Origin of the sequence: Haloferax sp. ATCC BAA-644 (assembly GCF_000336975.1) — an archaeon.
Classification (GTDB): domain Archaea; phylum Halobacteriota; class Halobacteria; order Halobacteriales; family Haloferacaceae; genus Haloferax; species Haloferax volcanii.
In genome coordinates this window covers 1-20,302 of sequence record NZ_AOLF01000030.1, presented here as the reverse complement: position 1 = coordinate 20,302, position 20,302 = coordinate 1, and the positions used below count along the sequence as shown (strand labels likewise).

Below are 20,302 nucleotides of genomic sequence, written 5' to 3'. Positions count from 1 at the left end.
TTCAAATCGGAACCGGCGACCACCCCGCCGCATGGATTCGATACGCGTCTTCGCCGGCGACTGCACCGTCAGCTTCGAAGGCTCCCGCGACCGCACCCAGCGGGGCCGGGTCGTCGTCGTGGCCAAGCCCGACAGAACCGTCCTCGTCCACGACGCCGGGGGCTACCAGCCCGTCGCGTGGCTGACCCGCGCCGACTCGCTGACCGTCGAGTCCGGGCCGGGGTCGTTCGGCCTCGTGGCCCGCGCCGGCGACCAGACCCTCACGGTCGAGTCGAACGACGTGACCGGTCGCACCGAGTACCCCGCGAGCGACGCGGGCGTCCCGGTCGGTTCACACCCCGACACCGGCGACCCGCTCGTCAGGACCAACGGCTCCGTCGTCGCCCTCGACTCGGGGACCGAGTACCGCCTGCCGGCGGGTGCGACCGTCCTCGACGAGACGTGCGACGACTGCGGGCTGCCGCTGATTCGCGTCGAGCGCGGCGCGCCGTTCGAGGTGTGCATCGACCGTCGGTGCGACCCGCTGGACGACCGCGTGAAAGCCCGGTTCGACGGCGAGTGGTCGTGTCCGGACTGCGGGTCGCCCCTCCGAATCATCCGGCGGAGCGGTCGCCTGCTCGCCGGCTGTGACGCCTATCCCGACTGCGAGACGGCCTTCTCGCTCCCCGCGGGCGTCGTCGGCGACGACTGCGAGTGCGGCCTCCCGATATTCGAGACGAGTCGCGGCCGGCGGTGTCTCGACTCGACCTGCGAGGTCGCATGAGCCGACGCCCACGCGCAGGGCAGCAAGACGGGGGGCGACAAGCGTGGCCCCGTCGCTGGCGTCACGGCCGGCCGCGAGGGGTACGTCCGGGGTCGGGGCCGCGACCGCGACGAACCGGTGGCGGCGACGGCGGCCGCTCCGACACCCCCGCGGGCCGCGCCGCCGGCATCGCAGCCCCTTTGTCGTCGCCGCGCCCCGATTCGGGTATGCAAGGACGCCTCGAAGACGGCGTCGTCCACCTCCCGGGCGACGCTCGACAGCGGTTCCACGACTCCCGCGGCTACGGGAGACCCACCGGCGGCGACGACCTCGAGGTCGCGCCCGTCGAGGCCGCCCACCTGCTCTCGCGGGACGACATCGACGGCGTGGACGGGATGGGCCTGCGCGAACTCCTCGCGCGCACCGGGACCACCCTCGACTTCGTCGTCTACAAAGACCTCCGCGACCGCGGGTTCTACCTCTCGCCCGCCCGCGAGGGGTGGCCCGGCGTCGATGACGCCGCCGGCGCTGACTTCCTCGTCTACCCCCGCGGGAAGGGGCCGTGGGACGGCGAGGTCGAATATCGGGTTCGCGTCGTCGGCGAGCGCGAGAGCATCCCCGTCTCGTCGCTCGGAGACGTGGTGCTCGCCATCGTCGACGAGGACGGCGACCTGACCTACTTCGACACCGAGGGCGACTCCCCCGAGGGGACGGCCGCGGAGGACCTCCCCGCCGACCTCGACGCGGAACTCCTCTCGGACCGCGCGCTCGTCTGGGACGGCGTCGACCGCCTCTACCAGCGCGGCTTCTTCGGCCAGCGCCTGTACGGCAGAAACGCCGACAGCGGGCCGCTCCAGTTGTCGCTTCTCGAAGCCGCGTACCTCGCCCGCGCCGACGCGCTCGCCATCGACGAGAGCGACGTGGTCTCCCGCGGCCGCGACGTGGAGGGCGACCGATTCGACCGCCGGCTCGCGGTCTACGCCGCGCTCCGGGAGGCCGCGACGGTCCCCAAGAGCGGGTTCAAGTTCGGCTCCGACTTCCGCGTCTACACGGAGTTCGAGTCGGTGTCTGACCTCTCGCACTCCGAGTCCCTCGTGCGCGTGGTCGCGCCCGGCCACACGTTCGTCCCGCGGGACCTCTCGCTCGACGTGCGCCTCGCCGGCGGTGTCCGCAAGCGAATGGTTTTTGCGCTGACCGACGACAACGGAGAGATAGACTGGCTTTCGGTCAGTCGGCTCACGCCATGACAGACGACGAACCCGCGGAGCGCATCCGCACCGATGGAGGCACAGCAGAGGGAGCAGATGACGTCGCCCTCGACCCGTGGGGCTCGTCGACCGTCTCCGACTACCGGAAGCTGTTCGAGGAGTTCGGCATCGAGGAGTTCGACGAGGTGCTCGACGAGGTGCCGAACCCGCACTACCTGATGCGCCGCGGGGTCATCTTCGGCCACCGCGACTACCGGCCGGTGCTCGACGCCATGCGCAACGGCGACGACTTCGCCGTCCTCTCGGGGTTCATGCCGACTGGCGACCCCCACATCGGCCACAAGCTCGTCTTCGACGAGATAATCTGGCATCAACAGCAGGGCGGCGACGCCTACGGCCTCATCGCGGACATGGAGGCGCACTCCGCCCGCGGCATCCCGTGGGACGAAATCAACGAGCACAGCCGCGACTACCTGCTGTCGCTCATCGCGCTCGGGTTCGACCCCGAGGCGGGCGAACTCTACCGGCAGTCCGACAACGACCGCCTCCAGCGGCTCGCGTTCGAGCTCGGCGGGAAGGCCAACTTCTCGGAGTTCCAGTCCATCTACGGCTTCGACGGCGAGACAAACGTCTCGCACATGCAGTCGGTCGTCACGCAGATGGCCGACATCCTCTACCCGCAGTTGGACGACCCCAAGCCGACGGTCATCCCGGTCGGGCCCGACCAGGACCCCCACGTCCGGTTCGCCCGCGACCTCGCCACCCGGATGCGATTCTTCAAGGTGACGGAGGCGTTCGCGAGCTTCGAACTCGACGACGCCGAGCGCCCGCTCGTCGCGGCCGCCCACGACGCCCGCGAGGAGTACGCCGAGGACGCCGACACGCCGCGGTGCGGCGAGGCGGCCGACTGGCTCGACGACGCCGACCTCGACGCGGCGGGCGTGCTCGTCTCCGAGTCGGTCCGTGACTCTGCGGTCGAGAAGCTCGAAAACGCCGGGATGGAACCGCTCCGCCCGCGGATTCGCTTCTTCGCTCGACAGGCGACCGACGAGGCGTTCGAGGCGCTCATCGAGGATATCGAGGGCGAAAAGCGCCGGTACGACCAGCACATCGACGCGTTCGATATCGGCGTCGACGAGGCCGAAGAGCTCGCCCGCGAGGTCGAGGCCCACCACGGCGGCTACGGCTTCATCCCGCCGTCGTCCATCTACCACCGCTTCATGACCGGCCTCACCGGCGGCAAGATGTCGTCGTCGATTCCGGCGAGCCACATTTCGCTGCTGGACGCGCCCGAGGAGGGCTACGACAAGGTCAAATCCGCCACGACCGGCGGCCGCGACACGGCCGAACAGCAGCGGGAACTCGGCGGCGAGGCCGACAAATGCCCGGTGTACGAGCTGTACGCCTACCTGCTGACGGGCGACGACGACGACCTCGCCAAGGAGGTCTACGACGAGTGCGTCGGCGGCGAGCGCCTCTGCGGCGGCTGTAAGGAGCAGGCGGCGACGATGATGCGCGAGTTCCTCGAAGACCACCACGAAAAGCGCGAGGAGGCCGAGGAACTCCTCGACTCGCTGGACATCGACTTAGAGACGGAGCGACGGGGCGTGGCCGCCGAGCACTAGCGAGGCGACAACACTACCGACCGCTCACAACCCCACTTCTTCTCCCACGCCGCGCGCGCTCGACTTCTCGTAGAGGTACTCGGCGGTCGCGGCGTCGAGCACCGCCGACCCGACGCTCTCGACCACCAGAGTCTCGTCGTCGCCGTCGCGGCCGGCGTCGCCCTCGAAGACGGCCGAGAGCGGAAGCAGGTCGGACTCGTCGAGGTTGGCCCCGCGAACGTCACCGATGTCGGCCACTTCCTCGGGCACGTCGGCGAACACCCGCGCGGCTCGCTCGAACGTCTCGGCGTCGAGTTCGCGCGCCTCGGGCGTGAAGGCTCCGACGGCGACGACGAGCGTTCCGGGGTCGAGCCACGAGCCGTCGAAGACGGGCGTCTCGCTGGTCGTCGCGGTGACGACGACGTTCGCGCCGGAGACGGCCGCTTCGGGGGAATCGACGGCCTCGGCGGGGACGCCGTCTTCGCGGAGGGCGGCGGCGCACGCCTCGCGGGAGTCGCTCGGGGAGTAGACGCGGACCGATTCGACCGCGGAACCGACGGCGATAGCGCGGCTCTGCCAGCGAGCCTGCGCGCCCGCGCCGAGGACGCCCAGGCGGACCGGGTCGGTCCCGAGGGACTCCGCGGCGAGCCCGCCGATACAGCCCGTCCGGGCGCTGGTAATCGTCGTCCCGTCGAGGAGCGCGAGCGGGAGACCGGTCGTCGCGTCGGTGAGGACGACCTGCGCGTTCACCGTCGGAAGGCCGTGAGCGCAGTTTTCCGGGTGGACGGCCGCGAGTTTCGTCGCGTACACCTCGCGGCCGTGGATGTACGCCGGCATGGTGAGGCCGGTGCCGAGCGGGCCGTCCTGCTCCGTCGGTTTCGAACCCGAGCGCGTTTCCGTTCCCGCGCCCGCGACGCCGTTTCCGTTCGTCCCGTCCCGGACTCTGTCGATGTCGCTACCCACCGGAAAGTGCGGCCGTGGCGGGCGTTCGACCTCGCCGCGGCCCTGCTTGACGAACGCCTCCTCGACGACCGGGAACAGCTCCGCGAGCGAGAGTAACCCGCCGACGGCGTCGGCGGAGAGAATACGGACCATACCCGAACTACTCTCCGCGGCCGCGTGAAAACAGTGTCTCTTGACAGTATGTGACAGACACACTCATGTCGGTGGCGACTCAGACGGGACCATGCACGTCCTCATCGTCGGCGGCGGGGTCGTCGGACTCGCCTGCGCCCACGCGCTGGCCGGTCGCGGGGCCGAGGTCACCGTCTGCGAGGCGGGAACGCTCGGCGGCGGCAGTACGGGTCGCGCGGCGGGCGGCATCCGAACGCAGTTCTCGACGCGCGTGAACGTCGACCTCTCGCTCGCCAGCGTCCCAGTCTGGGAGTCCTTCGCGGACGAGTTCGGCATCGACATCGACTACCGGCGCTCGGGCTACCTCTTTCTCGCCCGGACCGAGGCGACCGCCGCGGCGTTCAGAGAAAACGTCGCCATGCAGACCGACGCGGGCGCGCCGAGTCGCGTCCTCTCGCCCGCGGAGGCCGCCGAGTACCTCCCGGAACTCCGAACCGAGTCGTTCGTCGCGGCGACGTTCTCGGCGGCCGACGGCGTCGCAGACCCGCACTCCGCGGTGCAGGGCTACTCGGACGCGGTCCGCGCCGCCGGCGTCGACGTTCGGACGAAGACGCCCGTGACCGACCTCGCTCGCGTCGGTGACGGCGGTGGCTCGGTCGATGCGGGAGCCACTCCCGACGCCGGCGGCTGGCGGGCCGAGACGCCGGACGGTCCCATCGACGCCGACGCCGTGGTCGTCGCGGCGGGCGCGTGGTCGGACCGGGTCGCGGCGCTCGCCGGCGTCGACCTCCCACTCGCGCCGCGCCGCCGACAGATAGCCGTCGTCGAACCCGAAGGCGACCTCCCCGCGGACGCCCCGCTGACCATCGACCTCGACACGGGGGCGTACTTCCGCCCGGAGCGGGAGGGGACCGCCATCGTCGGCGGGCACTTCTCTGAGACGGACCCCGACGTGGACCCCGACCGGTTCGACGAGTCGATGGACGTGGAGTGGGCGGTGGAGGCGACCGAGCGGGCCGACGACGCCGCGGCCTACTTCGGCCCGGAGACGCGGATTCGAAACGGGTGGGCCGGGCTGTACGCCGTGACGCCCGACCACCACGCGATTCTGGACGAGGCGGCCCCCGGTCTCGTCGTCGCCGCGGGCTTCTCGGGCCACGGCTTCCAGCACGCGCCCGCCACGGGCGAGGCCGTCGCCGACCTCTGTCTCGGCGAGGACGCCTGCGAGGTGGACGTGTCGGCGCTGTCGCTCGACCGGTTCGAATCGGGCGAGACGCTCCGCGAGCGGAACGTCGCGTAGGAGGGCCCGTCGGGCGGCGCGGTGCCGACGCGGAACGTTTTTACTCGGCACTCACAATCGGTCGCGTATGGCATCCGAACCCGAACGCGGGGCGCGAGCGAGCGAACCGACCACCGACGGGTTCGGAGTTTTCTTTCTGACCGCCTGAGGTCGGCGGACTCCGGCCGAGCGTCACCGCGCCCGCCGGACGAAACCGACCCCGCCGGTCAGCCCCGCCAGCGCGGCGAGGCTTCGAAACTGCTAACCGACCACCAGACGGCTAACGCCACAACGAACCAGATGCGACTTCCGGAATCACAGGTCGCGGTGTTGAACGCCGCGAGCGCCACGGACGAACGAACGATTGCACAGCTCGCGGAGGCGACGGACCAGAAGCCCGAGACGGTGACGGGCGCGGTCTTCGACCTCCGCGACGAGGGACTCGTCTCGGTCACCGAGACCACGGCGGAGTCCGTCGAACTGACAGACGAGGGCGTCGAGTACGCCGACGAGGGCCTTCCCGAGGTCCGGCTCTACCGCGCCGCGCTCGACGCGGGCGACGGCGAGTCGGTCCCGATGGGACAGGTCATCGGCGCGTCCTCCCTCGGCGGCCCGCAGGTCGACATCGCGCTGTCGAACTTCGCGCGCAAGGGCTACGGGACCATCGATTCGGGCGAACTCGCGCCCGACGCGGACGCCGACCCCGAGGCCGACGAGGAGGCCGCCGCGCTCGCGGCCCTCGCCGCGGGCGAGTCCGTCGCCGACGACGTGCTCGACCAGCTCGAATCGCGGAACCTCGTGGTCCGCCACGAGCGCACCATCCGCGCGGTCACCCTCACCGACGAGGGCGTCACGGCGCTGATGGAGGGCGTCGAGGCGGCCGAGACGGTCGACCGCCTCACCCCCGAGATGCTCACCTCCGGCGAGTGGGCGGACGTGGAGTTCACGGAGTACAACGTCGAGGCCGACGCGCCCGAGGCCCGCGGCGGGAAAAAGCACATCCTCCGGCAGACCGCCGACCGCGTGAAGGACGTGCTCACCGGCATGGGCTTCGCCGAGATGGAAGGCCCGCACGCCGACGCGGACTTCTGGATCAACGACTGTCTGTTCATGCCGCAGGACCACCCGGCGCGCACCCACTGGGACCGCTTCGCCCTCGACGTGCCGCCGATGGAGGACATCCCCGAGGACCTCATCGACAACGTCCGCGACGCCCACTTAGAGGGCGTCGGCGACGACGGCGACGGCTACCACTCGCCGTGGTCCGAGGACTTCGCGCGGGCCATCGCGCTCCGCGGCCACACCACGTCGCTGTCGATGCGCTACCTCTCGGGCCACGAGGTCGGGGAGTTAGAGCCGCCGCAGCGGTACTTCTCGGTCGAGAAGGTGTACCGCAACGACACGCTCGACCCGACGCACCTCTTGGAGTTCTACCAGATTGAGGGCTGGGTGATGGCCGAGGACCTCTCGGTGCGCGACCTGATGGGAACCTTCGAGGAGTTCTACTCCCACTTCGGCATCACGGACATCCAGTTCAAGCCGCACTACAACCCCTACACGGAGCCGTCGTTCGAGCTGTTCGGCCGACACCCCGAGACGGGCGAACTCATCGAAATCGGTAACTCCGGGATGTTCCGCGAGGAAGTCCTGCGGCCGCTCGGCGTCGACTGCGACGTGATGGCGTGGGGCCTCGCCCTCGAACGCCTGTTGATGCTCATGTACGGCTTCGACGACATCCGCGACGTGCACGGAACGCTGTGCGACCTCGACCTGCTCCGCGAGACGGAGGTGCTCAAGTAATGCCCGTAGTCGACGTTCAACCCGACGAACTGCGCCGCCTGACCGGCCACGAAGACAAATCCGACGAGGAGTTCAAAGACGACCTGTTCGCGCTCGGACTGGAGTTCGAGGGCGTCACCGACGACGGGGCGTTCCAACTGGAGTTCGGACCCGACCGCCTCGACCGCCTGTCGGTCGAGGGCGTCGCCCGCTCGCTTCGCTACCAGTACGGCGACGCCCGCGGCGTCTCGGTGCCGAACACGAACGACCCCGACTGGACCTTCGTCGTCGACGACGACGTGCCCGACGAGCGCCCCTACGTCACGGGCGCGGTCGTCCGCGGGGTCGACTTGGACGACGCCGCGCTCGACTCGCTCATCCAGTTGCAGGAGAAGCTCCACGCGACGATGGGCCGCAAGCGCGCCAAGGGAGCCATCGGCATCCACGACCTGACGATGCTGAAAGGCGACGTGCTCTCGGAGAACGCCTCCGGCAACTCCATCACGTACACGGGCATCGAACCCGACGGCGACACGTTCGTCGCGCTCGACTCCAACGACGAACTCACGCCCGCCGAGGTGCTCGAACGGCACGACACCGGGCGGAAGTACGCCGACCTCGTGAGCGAGTACGACCGCTATCCGGCCATCTACGACGAAATCGGCCTGTTTTCGTTCCCGCCGGTCATCAACGGCCGCCGGACCGAGGTGTCGACGGACTCCCGCGACCTGCTCGTCGAACTCACCGGCACCGACCAGTGGACCATCGACCGGATGTGCAACATCATCTGCTACGCGCTGGCCGCCCGCGGGGCGACCATCGAGGAGGTCGAGGTCCAGTACGAGACGGGTACCGTCACGAAGCCAGACTTCGAAGTCGAGACGAAACACGTCTCCCACGACCGCATCGAGACGGTCCTCGGCGTCGAGTTGGAGCTGGACGAGGTCATCGACCTGTTCGAGCGCTCCGGCCTCGACGCGGACGCCGAGTTAGGTGAGGAGACCGTCTACGAGGTCTCCATTCCGCCGTACCGCGTGGATGTGCTCCACCCGCTCGACCTCGTCGACGACGTGGGCCGCGCCTACGGCTTCAACGAACTCGAACCGCGCTACCCCGACGTGGGGACGGTCGGCCAGCGTCACGAGCGCTCCCGACTCGAAGACGCCGTCCGCACCTCGCTCGTCGGCCTCGGCTTCGAGGACCTGCTCAACTTCCACATGATTTCGGAGGCGGAGAACTACGAGCGCATGGATGTTGAGGTCGGCTCCGAGTATCTCGGCGGCGGCGAACCCGCCTCCATCACCGAACCGTACAGCGAGGACTACACCATGCTTCGGACGTGGGTGCTGCCCTCGCTGACGATGGTGCTGGAGAACAACACCCACCGGGCGTACCCGCAGGACCTCGCGGAAATCGGCCACGTCGCCCACCGCGACGACGACGAGAACACCCGCGTCGCCGAGGCCCGCCACGTCGCGGCCGTCCTCGCCCGTCACGACGCGACCTACGAGGACGCGAAAGCCCGCCTCGCGGCGCTCTGCCGCGACTTCGACGCGGAACTGGAGACGCCCGCGACCGACCACCCGTCGTTCATCGACGGCCGCACCGCCGCGGTCGTCATCGACGGCGAGGAAGTCGGCGTCGTCGGGGAACTCCACCCGAAGGTCATCGTCGACCACGACCTCGAACTGCCGGTCGCGGCGTTCGAGTTCGACCTGTCGGCGCTGGCGTAGAGGTTCGGACGGTACTTTTTGGTCCAGATTTTTGCGCGACGAGCGGTGCGAGTCGCGGAAAAAGGTGGGAGCATCGACCTGTCGGCGCTGGCGTAGAGGTTCAGGCGGTCGTTTTTGGTCCAGATTTTTGAGAGTCCACGAACCAACCACGAATAACTATTGGTAATTCTACGCCGCCAGTAATTCTTTTCATGCATTCTCTCGGAACCCGATAGAAACCTTTAGGACGCGAGTCGTCGCGTTTCTTGTATGAACGATAATGAAGTACGCCGCGAGACGCTGGCGGTGACCCACGGCGAGCGGGGGCAGGCCCCGGCCCCGGGCGTCGAGGACGTCGTCGTTCCGGTCCACCTCTCGTCGACCTACGCGGTGCCGAGCATCGACCCCGACGCGGACTTGGAGACGCTCGACCCCGACGCGGGCGAGTACCTCTACTCGCGGCTGTCGAATCCGACGCGGAACGCGCTGGAACACCGGCTCGCGGCGCTCGAAGGGGCCGACCACGCGCTGGCGTTCGTCTCCGGCACGGCGGCCATCGCGGCGACGATGACCGCGGTGGTCCGGCCGGGCGACCACATCGTCGCGTTCGAGGACCTCTACGGCGGGACGAAGACGATGCTCACCCGGCTGTTCACCGACCGACTGAACGTGGACGTGTCGTTCGTCGACGCCACCGACCCCGAGAACGTCGCGGCCGCGATGCGCGAGGAGACGGCGCTCGTCTGGATGGAGACGCCGACGAACCCGCTCATGCACCTCTGCGACATCGAGGCCATCGCGGCCATTGCCGACGAGGGCGACGCGGTCTTCGGCGTGGACAACACGTTCCTCAGCCCGCAGTTCCAGAACCCGCTGTCGCTCGGGGCCGACGTGGTCGTCCACAGCACCACGAAGTACCTCAACGGTCATTCGGATTCCATCGGCGGCGCGGTCGTCACCGACCGCGAGGACGTACTAGAGGAGCTCACGTTCCTCCAGCGGGTCGGCATGGGGTCGATGCTCTCGCCGTTCGACTCCTACCTGACGCTTCGGGGCATCAAGACGCTCCCCCTGCGGATGCGCCAGCACGAGGCCAACGCGATGGAAATCGCCGACTTCCTCGACTCCCACGAGGCGGTGACGCGAGTGCTGTATCCGGGGCTGGAGTCCCATCCGCAGCACGACCTCGCAGCCCGCCAGCAGTCCGGCTTCGGCGGCGTGTTGTCGTTCGAACTCGACACCGACCTCGACGGGACCGCCGAGTTCCTCGGCGCACTCCGGGAGTTCCCGCTGGCGGTCAGCCTCGGCGGCGTCGAGAGCCTCATCGAGCACCCGGCGACGATGACGCACTCGCCGCTCTCGCAGACCGAACGCGACGCGCTCGGCATCTCCGATTCGCTGTTGCGGCTGTCGGTGGGCGTCGAGCACGTCGACGACCTGCGCTCGGACCTCGCGTCGGCGCTGTCGGTCCTCTGAGGAGTCCGGGGCTCGCACGGCCGAATTCCGTCCCCTCGGGCACTTAACCGAGGCGTTTAACAGTCCGCCCGGTTGTAGGTACGCCAACGCAATGCCGAGCGGAGAATACGACCCGGAAACCGTCGAGGCGAAGTGGCAAGAGAGGTGGGTCGACGAAGACCTGTACGCGTACCCGGAGCGTGCGGTAGACCCCGACACCGTCTTCTCTATCGACTCACCGCCGCCGACGGTGTCCGGAAGCTTGCATTGGGGCCACGTCTACGGCTTCACCCTCCAAGACTTCGTCGCCCGGTTCAACCGGATGCGCGGCGACGAGGTGTACTTCCCGTTCGGTTACGACGACAACGGCATCGCGTCGGAGCTCCTGACCGAAGACGAACTCGGCATCAAACACCAGGACTACGAGCGACGCGAGTTCCAGAAGCTCTGCCGCGAGGTCACGGCGGAGTACGAAGGCGAGTTCACGGAGAAGATGCAGAACCTCGGCATCTCCATCGACTGGGACCAGACGTACCAGACGATTTCGCCCGAGGTCCAGCGCGTCTCTCAGCTCTCCTTTATCGACCTCTACGACAAGGGGCGGCAGTACCGCCAGCGCGCGCCCGCCATCTGGTGTCCCGAGTGCGAGACCGCCATCTCGCAGGTCGAGACCGAAGACGACGAGCAGGGGTCGCACTTCCACGACATCGAGTTCGGCGTGGCCGATTCCGAGGAGTCGTTCGTCATCTCCACGACGCGCCCCGAACTGCTCCCCGCCTGCGTCGCCGTCTTCGTCCACCCCGACGACGACGACAACGCGCACCTCGTCGGCCAGGAAGCCGAGATTCCGCTGTTCGGACAGCGGGTTCCCATCCTCGAAGACGAGCGCGTCGACCTCGAAACGGGCACGGGCCTCGTCATGTGCTGTACCTTCGGTGACCAGACCGACATCGAGTGGTATCAGGCCCACGACCTGCCGCTCCGCGTCGCCATCGACGAGTCCGGCACGATGACCGAGGAGGCCGACGACTACGCCGGGCTCTCCGCCGACGAGGCGCGGGAGGCCATCGTCTCCGACCTCGACGACGCCGGGGCGCTCCTCGACAAGCGCGCCATCACCCACACGGTCAACGTCCACGAGCGCTGCGGCACGAGCGTCGAGTTCCTCGTCAAAGACCAGTGGTACATCAAACTGCTCGACAAGCGCGAGGAGTATCTCGAAGCCGGCGAGCAGATGGACTGGTACCCCGAGAAGATGTTCACGCGGTACAAAAACTGGATTGAGGGGCTCCAATGGGACTGGGCCATCTCGCGGCAGCGCTCCTCGGGGATTCCGTTCCCGGTCTGGTACTGCGAGGACTGCGAGCACGTCGTCGTGGCCGACCGCGAGGACCTGCCGGTCGACCCGCTTTCGGACGACCCGCCGGTCGAGTCCTGTCCCGAGTGCGGCCACGACGAGTTCACCGCCGAGGACGACGTGTTCGACACGTGGGCCACCTCGTCGCTCACGCCCCTCATCAACGGCGGTTGGGACTGGAACCCCGAGACGGAGGCGATGGAACTCGAACGGGCCGAACTCTACCCGTTCGACATGCGCCCGCAGGGCCACGACATCATCTCCTTTTGGCTGTTCCACACGGTCGTCAAGTGCTACGAGCACACCGGCGAGGTCCCGTTCGACAGCGTCATGATAAACGGGATGGTCCTCGACGAGAACCGCGAGAAGATGTCGAAGTCCGTCGGCAACGTCGTCTCGCCGGACGAGGTTCTAGAGAAGTTCCCGGTCGACGCCGCCCGCTACTGGGCCGCCGGGAGCGCCGTCGGCGACGACCTGCCGTACCAGGAGAAGGGACTCGTCGCGGGCGAGAAGCTCATGCGGAAGCTCTGGAACGCCTCGAAGCTCGTCGAGAGCCTCACCGAGGACGCGCCCGCCGAGTTCGACCACGACGACCTGAAGGCCATCGACCGCTGGCTGCTCGCGTCGCTCGACCGCGAACTCGAGTTCGTCACGGAGAAACTGGAGAACCGCGAGTTCTCGAAGGCCCGCGACCGCCTGCGGAGTTTCTTCTGGCACACGTTCTGCGACGACTACCTCGAAATCGCCAAACAGCGCGTCCGCGAGGGCGACGACCCCTCGGCGGCGTACACGCTCCAGACCGCCCACAAGCGGTTCCTGGCCTGCTTCGCGCCCATCCTCGCGCACGTCACGGAGGAACTCTGGCGCGACATGTACGACGAGGCGAGCGTCCACGACCAGTCGTGGCCCGAACCGCTCGGTCTCGACGCCGACGTGGCGGCCGGCGAGACCGCGATGGCCGTCGTCGGCGCGCTCCGCAAGTACAAAAGCGACAACCAGCTCTCGATGAACGCCCCGGTCGACCTCGTGGAAGTGTACGGCGACATCCACGGCTTCGAGGAGGACGTGAGTGGCGTGATGCACATCGAGAAACTCGAACTCCTCGACGAGGAGCCCGAAATCGAGTCGGTCGTGACCGGCGTCGACCTCGACTACTCGCTCGTCGGCCCCGAGTACGGCGCGCAGGTCCCGGACATCGAGGCCGCGCTCGAAGGCGACGACTACGAGGTCGAAGACGGCGTGATGCACGTCGCGGGCGTCGAACTCGCCCCCGAGATGTTCACCATCGAGGAGTCCCGCGAGTACGTCGGCGAGGGCGACATGCTCGAAGCCGGCGACGCCGTCGTCATCGTCCAGCACGCCGACTGAGGCGGCGACTCGGTCGTTTTCGTTCGCGTTCTTTTGTCGGTACTCGGTCGCCCAGCCCGCGGCTCATCAGTCGTCGCGGCTCGGAACCGGTGTCTCGGTCTCAGCCTCGGTCTCGGTCTCAGCCTCGGTCTCGGTCTCAGATTCCGTCTCCGCCTCCGACTCAGCTTCAGCCTCGGTTTCGCCGCCGTCGAAGGCGTCCAGCACCGCGGCCGCGTCTTCGACGTGGGGAACCGTCATCGGATGGTTCGCGTTCGCGTCGTCGGTGCGGACCTCCTCGGGATCGGGGACGGTGAGTTGCACGTCCGGTGTCGTGTCCACGCCGGTCTCGAACCGTATCGTCTCCGTGCCGAACAGGCGGTCGACGGCGTCGGTGGACGCGCCGACCTCGGTGACCGCGGCGCGTTCGAGGCGGGCTTGCGGCTCGTCTAACAGCGCGTCGTGGGCGACGAGTACGTCCCCGTAGCACCGGAACTCGACGGGGCCGGTTTCGAGATAGCGGGAGACCCCCCGGAGGGTTCCGAACGCGGCGGCGAGGGCGAGCGGCGCGAGCGCGAACGTCCACGCGCCGAAGAAGACGAGCGCGGCGGCGACGCCGTAGCACCACAGCACGCCGCTGGTGGCCGTGTACCGGAGGCTCTGGTAGGCCGCATCGGTGAGGGCGACCGCGCGGGCGGGCGCGGTTCGATAGGTCGGCGCTCCCGTCGGCTCCTCGACCGGAACCGGTTCTATCTCGGTCTCTTCGCTCCCGTAGAGGCGGTAGAAGACGCCCCGCGTTTCGCTCCGTTCGAGCTGGAGCGCGCGGAGGTCGTAGAGGAGTTTCAGGCCGACGAGAACCACGAGGAACACGTCGTTTTCGAGTTCGACCGCGAACGGCCCGAAGACGAACATCAGCAGTCCGGCGGCGAACAGGAGCTTGAACGGGGGAAGCAACACCGACCGCGCGGAGTGCTCGCGGTAGCCGCCCGCGGCGAAGTATTTGGTAACCGTTTCGACGCCCCGCCCGACGAACACACCCGCGCCGCCCAGCAGGATTTGTCCGGCGACCTCGTCGGTGACGACCGGGTCGGTCAGGCCGAACGCGACGAAGGCGACGGCGAGTTCGAGCGGGACGAGCAGGAACGCCGCGATGAGGAGCGTCGGGACGTTCCGCGGATAGAACTGCGGCAGGGGGTCGGGGAGCGAAACTGACCCTCGTTTGGCCTGCAACGGGCCGAACAGCCGGTCCCCGTCACCGATGGCGTTGTTGGGGCGCTTGGCCGCGAAGGGTATCTTCACGAGCGTCCACCACAGCACGGCGGCGATTTCGGCGACGAACACGCCGAAGAGCGCGGCCGGTGCCCAACCGAGAAACAGGACGCCGAGCGGCGCGACGGCGTTCGAGACGAGAACCGCGAGCACGCCGGAGTCACGAGTGGAGGGCGGGCGCACGATTTGTCAAGCGACCGGGCGGAAAATCAGTCTTCGGTTCGGCACCGAGACGCGGGCGGTCGGTTCTCGCAGTGAGCGGTCGTCGCGGGCGACGTTACAGCCCCGACCCGACGGCGTCTGCCACGTCGTCGAAGCCGTCGCGGTCGAGCAGGTCGAGGAGGCCGCGGTTGATGTCGCGGGCGATAGACGGCCCCTCGTAAATCATGCCCGTGTAGAGTTGGACCATCTCGGCCCCGGCGCGAATCTTCCGATAGGCGCTTTCGGCGTCCGAAACGCCGCCGACGCCCACGACGGGCACGTCGGTCCGCTCGGCGATGAAGCGAATCATGTTCGTGGCCTCGGCCTCGATGGGTTTCCCGGAGAGGCCGCCGCGTTCTGCTCGGTTCGGGTTCCGAAGAGTGTCGGGCCGCGAAGTGGTCGTGTTGCTGGCGATAACGCCGTCGAGTCCGAGGTCATCGACGACTTCGAGCGCGTCCTCCACGGCGGGGTCCGGGAGGTCCGGCGAGAGTTTCACGAGCAGCGGGTCGGCACCGGCGTCGACGAGCGTCCCGAGAATCGCTTCGAGGGAGTCGCGGTTCTGCAAGTCGCGGAACCCCTCGCTGTTGGGACACGAGACGTTGACGACGAAGTAGTCCGCGCCGTCGGCAACGCGCTCGTAGGTGTAGCGGTAGTCCTCGGGGGCCTCCTCGGTGGGCGTCACCTCCGAGAGCGCGAGGTTGACGCCGACGGGGATGTCCGGGTGGTGTCCGGCGGCGAGGCGCTCTCCGACCGCGTCCGCGCCCTCGTTGTTGAGGCCCATACGGTTGATGAGCGCCTCGTCTTCGGGGAGGCGGAACATCCGCGGGCGCGGGTTTCCGGGCTGCGGCTCCGCGGTGACGCCGCCGACCTCGACGTGGCCGAAACCGAGCGCCGAGAGGACGGTGGGTATCTCGGCGTTCTTGTCGAAGCCGGCCGCGACGCCGACCGGGTTCGGGAAGTCGAGGCCGAACGCGCGCGTGGCGAGCCGGGCGTCGTCGACGCGGTAGCGCCGCTCCAAGAGCGGTTCGGCGGGCGTACCACGCGCGGCCGCGAGTAGGCCGTGAATGGTCCGGTGGGCGGTCTCGGGCGGGAGCGAAAACAGGAGCGGTTTGGCGAGTCGGTAGGGGTTCATTGCTGTCTGTCGGGCCGTCCGCTGGGGACGAGTCGGTTCGAGACGATACGGGTCACGCGCTTAGAAGTCGTGTTCGACCTGGTCTGGGTCCGCTTTCTGGATGATGATTTTGCCGTCCCGAACGCGGACGAACACCTCGTCTCCGATCTCCATCCCGGCGACCGCGAGTTCGTCTTCGTGGAGGTTGACGTGGACGTTGTGGTACTCGCCGTTCTCGTCTTTGGCGCCACTCGGACTGAGCTTCTTTTTCCGGACCATCTGGGGGTCTATCCGTTGGTTCGCCGCAGGGGATACATAAGTGTTGTCTCCGTCCCTCCGTGGAGTGGTGATTTTCGCCGCAACCGGACCGTCTCGCATCGAAACTCGTCGCCACCTCGGTGGGGTCGGCGGCCCGGCAAATCGGTCGGGTTTATAAGTAACACGGCGTCGTCGGTCGAAATCCGGCGATATATTTATCATGTGCCATGTGGTTCATTGCCATAGAGGTGGAAAATCATGGTACGCGAGGACGGTAAGCGAAACTTCGTGCTCCGAGAGGAGGACGGTACAGAGACGAGCGTGTTTTCGGGCAGCATGCCGAGACAGGCGGCACTCAAGGCGGCCCGACGACTCGACCCCGCCGGCTCCGAGGACGACGCGAAGTCGGACGCGGTCGAGATTCGACTCCGGGAGAAAGGGACTGATAAAGTCCACATCTTCGACGCGTGGGCGTGGAACAGCAGCGCCCCCGAGGACAAGCCCGGCTGGATGGAGGGGAAGATTACCAAGGGGAACGTCTCAAAGAAGGGGATCGAACACCTCGACGAGTAATCCGACCGACGTTCACATTCTTACCGTACGTACGCACGCGTAGCAACAAACGAGGAGCAGTCGATACGCCTTTCAGATAGCGCCGCCAGCGTCTGCTTGCGCGACCGACACCCGGTCAGACCGCACGTGCGACGCGGGGGATGACCGACCGGCCTCCAGTCGCGCGATATCTATCCCTTCGAGAGGCATCGGTCCCTTCGAGAGTCTGTCATCATCTTATGAGTTATCTCGCCATGAAACCGCATGACGAAGCGCCATCGGTTCGACGGCCTTTTATGTATCCCGGGCATTCGGACTAATGCGAAGAAGCGCACGGGGGTACTCCCCCCGAAAGCTTCCACCGAACGCCCCCGACCCCAAGGTCGTCAAGCGCTCTCCGGGATGACACACCGTCCCGGGGGTCGCCACGATACGACGGCCTTAAGTGGTCCAAGGCATTTCGGATGAATGCGAACGACACACCGCGATTGCAGGGNCCGGGATGACACACCGTCCCGGGGGTCGCCACGATACGACGGCCTTAAGTGGTCCAAGGCATTTCGGATGAATGCGAACGACACACCGCGATTGCAGGGCGATTCAACGCGTCCTGCCTCACCGGGCCCGAACCGAACGAGGTTCGAAGGGTTTATACCCTCGAATCGCTTCGATTCAGGTCCGAAGGAAATGAGGATTCCGCCCCTGCGGTACGCCGCAAGACGGTATCTGATGTTAGCCCTAGTAGTTCGGTGACATCCGAACGGATGTCACGCGAACTCGGACCTTTGAACGGTGATTTGACAGCATACCGCTGCCATTCACCCGCCAACACCCCGCGACCAGGTTTAAATGGTCGCGACCCATTCCGGTTGATCCTGCCGGAGGTCATTGCTATTGGGGTCCGATTTAGNCCCGCCAACACCCCGCGACCAGGTTTAAATGGTCGCGACCCATTCCGGTTGATCCTGCCGGAGGTCATTGCTATTGGGGTCCGATTTAGCCATGCTAGTTGCACGAGTTTAGACTCGTTGCGGAAAGCTCAGTAACACGTGGACAAACTACCCTACGGAGAACGATAACCTCGGGAAACTGAGGCTAATAGTTCATAGGGGAGTCGCGCTGGAAATGCCGACTCCCCCAAACGCTCCGGCGCCGTAGGATGTGTCTGCGGCCGATTAGGTAGACGGNATAGTTCATAGGGGAGTCGCGCTGGAAATGCCGACTCCCCCAAACGCTCCGGCGCCGTAGGATGTGTCTGCGGCCGATTAGGTAGACGGTGGGGTAACGGCCCACCGTGCCGATAATCGGTACGGGTTGTGAGAGCAAGAGCCCGGAGACGGAATCTGAGACAAGATTCCGGGCCCTACGGGGCGCAGCAGGCGCGAAACCTTTACACTGCACGCAAGTGCGATAAGGGGACCCCAAGTGCGAGGGCATATAGTCCTCGCTTTTCTCGACTGTAAGGCGGTCGAGGAATAAGAGCTGGGCAAGACCGGTGCCAGCCGCCGCGGTAATACCGGCAGCTCAAGTGATGACCGATATTATTGGGCCTAAAGCGTCCGTAGCCGGCCATGAAGGTTCATCGGGAAATCCGCCAGCTCAACTGGCGGGCGTCCGGTGAAAACCACATGGCTTGGGACCGGAAGGCTCGAGGGGTACGTCCGGGGTAGGAGTGAAATCCCGTAATCCTGGACGGACCACCGATGGCGAAAGCACCTCGAGAAGACGGATCCGACGGTGAGGGACGAAAGCTAGGGTCTCGAACCGGATTAGATACCCGGGTAGTCCTAGCTGTAAACGATGCTCGCTAGGTGTGACACAGGCTACGAGCCTGTGTTGTGCCGTAGGGAAGCCGAGAAGCGAGCCGCCTGGGAAGTACGTCCGCAAGGATGAAACTTAAAGGAATTGGCGGGGGAGCACTACAACCGGAGGAGCCTGCGGTTTAATTGGACTCAACGCCGGACATCTCACCAGCTCCGACTACAGTGATGACGATCAGGTTGATGACCTTATCACGACGCTGTAGAGAGGAGGTGCATGGCCGCCGTCAGCTCGTACCGTGAGGCGTCCTGTTAAGTCAGGCAACGAGCGAGACCCGCACTTCTAATTGCCAGCAGCAGTTTCGACTGGCTGGGGACATTAGAAGGACTGCCGCTGCTAAAGCGGAGGAAGGAACGGGCAACGGTAGGTCAGTATGCCCCGAATGAGCTGGGCTACACGCGGGCTACAATGGTCGAGACAATGGGTTGCTATCTCGAAAGAGAACGCTAATCTCCTAAACTCGATCGTAGTTCGGATTGAGGGCTGAAACTCGCCCTCATGAAGCTGGATTCGGTAGTAATCGCATTTCAATAGAGTGCGGTGAATACGTCCCTGCTCCTTGCACACACCGCCCGTCAAAGCACCCGAGTGAGGTCCGGATGAGGCCACCACACGGTGGTCGAATCTGGGCTTCGCAAGGGGGCTTAAGTCGTAACAAGGTAGCCGTAGGGGAATCTGCGGCTGGATCNAATCTGGGCTTCGCAAGGGGGCTTAAGTCGTAACAAGGTAGCCGTAGGGGAATCTGCGGCTGGATCACCTCCTAACAACCGAGACCACCCTGACGGGGTGGCTCACACGCGATCTTCCGAGTTCACCAATGACACCCGTTCGGACACCTTAGAACTACTAGGGCTAACACGGGCCCATAGCTCAGTGGTAGAGTGCCTCCTTTGCAAGGAGGATGCNAATGACACCCGTTCGGACACCTTAGAACTACTAGGGCTAACACGGGCCCATAGCTCAGTGGTAGAGTGCCTCCTTTGCAAGGAGGATGCCCAGGGTTCGAATCCCTGTGGGTCCATGGTAAGCAGTACTCCACTCCGAAACGATCGTGCCCCTTAAGTGTGGCAAGACGTTTCGACTGAATGGATACTGACGACAGATGCACCATCCCGCGCAAGCGAGGTTGGGAAGGGTCGAAAATTCGCCTCGGGTCGTCACCGAGGGGATTTGATGAAACCGTGTGTACGTGCAATCCAGGCGTCCACTGGACCCGTTCTCCGGGTCACAGTGACTATATCAACTGGCTACTGTGCCAGCTGGTGGATAGCTCGGCTCGAGAGCCGATGACGGACGTGCCAAGCTGCGATAAGCCTCAGGGACCCGCATGGAGGGAAAGAACTGAGGATCTCCGAATGGGAATCCCCACGCAATTGCCTCGCGCAATGGGGAACGTTCCGAATTGAAACATCTTAGTAGGAACAGGAAAAGAAAGCAATCCGCGATGTCGTTAGTAACGGCGAGTGAACGCGATACAGTCCAAACCGAAGCCTTCGGGCAATGTGGTGTACGGACTACCCATAACGGACCTGGATC

13 protein-coding genes, 1 tRNA gene and 2 rRNA genes are annotated in these 20,302 nt (G+C 66.4%); 12 read left to right on the top strand and 4 right to left on the bottom strand.

Going from position 1 to position 20,302, the window contains the following annotated elements; genetic code table 11:
* Positions 1-31: 31 nt before the first annotated feature.
* From C458_RS13240 to C458_RS13230, 3 genes are all read left to right on the top strand, one after another.
* Positions 32-763: an Sjogren's syndrome/scleroderma autoantigen 1 family protein gene (locus C458_RS13240; RefSeq protein WP_008576408.1), complete on the top strand. Its 732-nt coding sequence runs from the start codon at positions 32-34 to the stop codon at positions 761-763.
* 206 nt (positions 764-969) lie between these two features.
* A complete protein-coding gene (gene endA, locus C458_RS13235) occupies positions 970-1,989 on the top strand; it encodes a tRNA-intron lyase (protein WP_008576406.1) in 1,020 nt (339 codons plus the stop codon).
* Positions 1,986-3,575 (top strand): tryptophan--tRNA ligase, encoded by a 1,590-nt coding sequence (locus C458_RS13230; RefSeq protein ID WP_008576404.1) that lies wholly within the window; start codon positions 1,986-1,988, stop codon positions 3,573-3,575. The genes endA and C458_RS13230 overlap by 4 nt, the downstream gene beginning before the upstream one ends.
* Before the next feature lie 24 nt (positions 3,576-3,599).
* On the opposite strand, the gene C458_RS13225 is transcribed toward C458_RS13230, so the two are convergent.
* Positions 3,600-4,649: an ornithine cyclodeaminase family protein gene (locus C458_RS13225; protein WP_008576402.1), complete on the bottom strand. Its 1,050-nt coding sequence runs from the start codon at positions 4,647-4,649 to the stop codon at positions 3,600-3,602.
* Positions 4,650-4,740: 91 nt separating this feature from the next.
* Between C458_RS13225 and C458_RS13220 the strand changes: the two genes are divergently transcribed.
* The 5 genes from C458_RS13220 (at position 4,741) to C458_RS13200 (ending at position 13,578) form a co-directional block, all read left to right on the top strand.
* A complete protein-coding gene (locus tag C458_RS13220) occupies positions 4,741-5,928 on the top strand; it encodes an FAD-binding oxidoreductase (protein WP_008576400.1) in 1,188 nt (395 codons plus the stop codon).
* Between the two features lie 279 nt (positions 5,929-6,207).
* Entirely contained in the window at positions 6,208-7,707 is a 1,500-nt protein-coding gene (locus tag C458_RS13215; protein WP_008576398.1) for a phenylalanine--tRNA ligase subunit alpha, read from the top strand.
* On the top strand, positions 7,707-9,419 hold the full coding sequence (gene pheT, locus C458_RS13210) for a phenylalanine--tRNA ligase subunit beta (RefSeq protein ID WP_008576396.1): 1,713 nt from the start codon (positions 7,707-7,709) through the stop codon (positions 9,417-9,419). The genes C458_RS13215 and pheT overlap by 1 nt, the downstream gene beginning before the upstream one ends.
* A 249-nt stretch (positions 9,420-9,668) precedes the next feature.
* The gene (locus C458_RS13205) at positions 9,669-10,874 is read left to right on the top strand and encodes a PLP-dependent aspartate aminotransferase family protein (protein ID WP_008576394.1); all 1,206 of its coding nucleotides are present in this window, start codon (positions 9,669-9,671) and stop codon (positions 10,872-10,874) included.
* A gap of 91 nt (positions 10,875-10,965) precedes the next feature.
* Complete coding sequence (locus tag C458_RS13200) at positions 10,966-13,578, top strand: valine--tRNA ligase (RefSeq protein WP_008576391.1); 2,613 nt, start codon at positions 10,966-10,968, stop codon at positions 13,576-13,578.
* Between the two features lie 66 nt (positions 13,579-13,644).
* On the opposite strand, the gene C458_RS13195 is transcribed toward C458_RS13200, so the two are convergent.
* The 3 genes from C458_RS13195 to C458_RS13185 form a co-directional block, all read right to left on the bottom strand.
* A complete protein-coding gene (locus tag C458_RS13195) occupies positions 13,645-15,006 on the bottom strand; it encodes a DUF6498-containing protein (RefSeq protein WP_256379213.1) in 1,362 nt (453 codons plus the stop codon).
* 94 nt (positions 15,007-15,100) lie between these two features.
* The gene (locus tag C458_RS13190) at positions 15,101-16,156 is read right to left on the bottom strand and encodes a quinone-dependent dihydroorotate dehydrogenase (protein ID WP_008576388.1); all 1,056 of its coding nucleotides are present in this window, start codon (positions 16,154-16,156) and stop codon (positions 15,101-15,103) included.
* A 60-nt stretch (positions 16,157-16,216) separates the two neighbouring features.
* Positions 16,217-16,414 carry a hypothetical protein gene (locus C458_RS13185; RefSeq protein WP_004044784.1) on the bottom strand — a complete coding sequence of 66 codons (198 nt, stop codon included), beginning with the start codon at positions 16,412-16,414 and terminating at the stop codon, positions 16,217-16,219.
* 237 nt (positions 16,415-16,651) lie between these two features.
* Here C458_RS13185 and C458_RS13180 point away from each other — a divergent pair, with 237 nt between their 5' ends.
* The 4 genes from C458_RS13180 to C458_RS18505 form a co-directional block, all read left to right on the top strand.
* A complete protein-coding gene (locus tag C458_RS13180) occupies positions 16,652-16,966 on the top strand; it encodes a non-histone chromosomal MC1 family protein (protein WP_004044781.1) in 315 nt (104 codons plus the stop codon).
* Positions 16,967-17,897: 931 nt separating this feature from the next.
* Positions 17,898-19,461, top strand: a 16S ribosomal RNA gene (locus tag C458_RS17935).
* A 254-nt stretch (positions 19,462-19,715) separates the two neighbouring features.
* Positions 19,716-19,787 (top strand) — tRNA-Ala (locus C458_RS13175).
* Positions 19,788-20,004: 217 nt separating this feature from the next.
* Positions 20,005-20,302: ribosomal RNA gene (locus tag C458_RS18505) — 23S ribosomal RNA — on the top strand; the annotation flags it as partial.

Bases quoted from the DNA above. Each gene is read 5' to 3' on its own strand.
- C458_RS13240 (WP_008576408.1), top strand. From the start codon at position 32: ATGGATTCGATACGCGTCTTCGCCGGCGACTGCACCGTCAGCTTCGAA.
- endA (WP_008576406.1), top strand. From the start codon at position 970: ATGCAAGGACGCCTCGAAGACGGCGTCGTCCACCTCCCGGGCGACGCT.
- C458_RS13230 (WP_008576404.1), top strand. From the start codon at position 1,986: ATGACAGACGACGAACCCGCGGAGCGCATCCGCACCGATGGAGGCACA.
- C458_RS13225 (WP_008576402.1), bottom strand. From the start codon at position 4,649: ATGGTCCGTATTCTCTCCGCCGACGCCGTCGGCGGGTTACTCTCGCTC.
- C458_RS13220 (WP_008576400.1), top strand. From the start codon at position 4,741: ATGCACGTCCTCATCGTCGGCGGCGGGGTCGTCGGACTCGCCTGCGCC.
- C458_RS13215 (WP_008576398.1), top strand. From the start codon at position 6,208: ATGCGACTTCCGGAATCACAGGTCGCGGTGTTGAACGCCGCGAGCGCC.
- pheT (WP_008576396.1), top strand. From the start codon at position 7,707: ATGCCCGTAGTCGACGTTCAACCCGACGAACTGCGCCGCCTGACCGGC.
- C458_RS13205 (WP_008576394.1), top strand. From the start codon at position 9,669: ATGAACGATAATGAAGTACGCCGCGAGACGCTGGCGGTGACCCACGGC.
- C458_RS13200 (WP_008576391.1), top strand. From the start codon at position 10,966: ATGCCGAGCGGAGAATACGACCCGGAAACCGTCGAGGCGAAGTGGCAA.
- C458_RS13190 (WP_008576388.1), bottom strand. From the start codon at position 16,156: ATGAACCCCTACCGACTCGCCAAACCGCTCCTGTTTTCGCTCCCGCCC.
- C458_RS13185 (WP_004044784.1), bottom strand. From the start codon at position 16,414: ATGGTCCGGAAAAAGAAGCTCAGTCCGAGTGGCGCCAAAGACGAGAAC.
- C458_RS13180 (WP_004044781.1), top strand. From the start codon at position 16,652: ATGGTACGCGAGGACGGTAAGCGAAACTTCGTGCTCCGAGAGGAGGAC.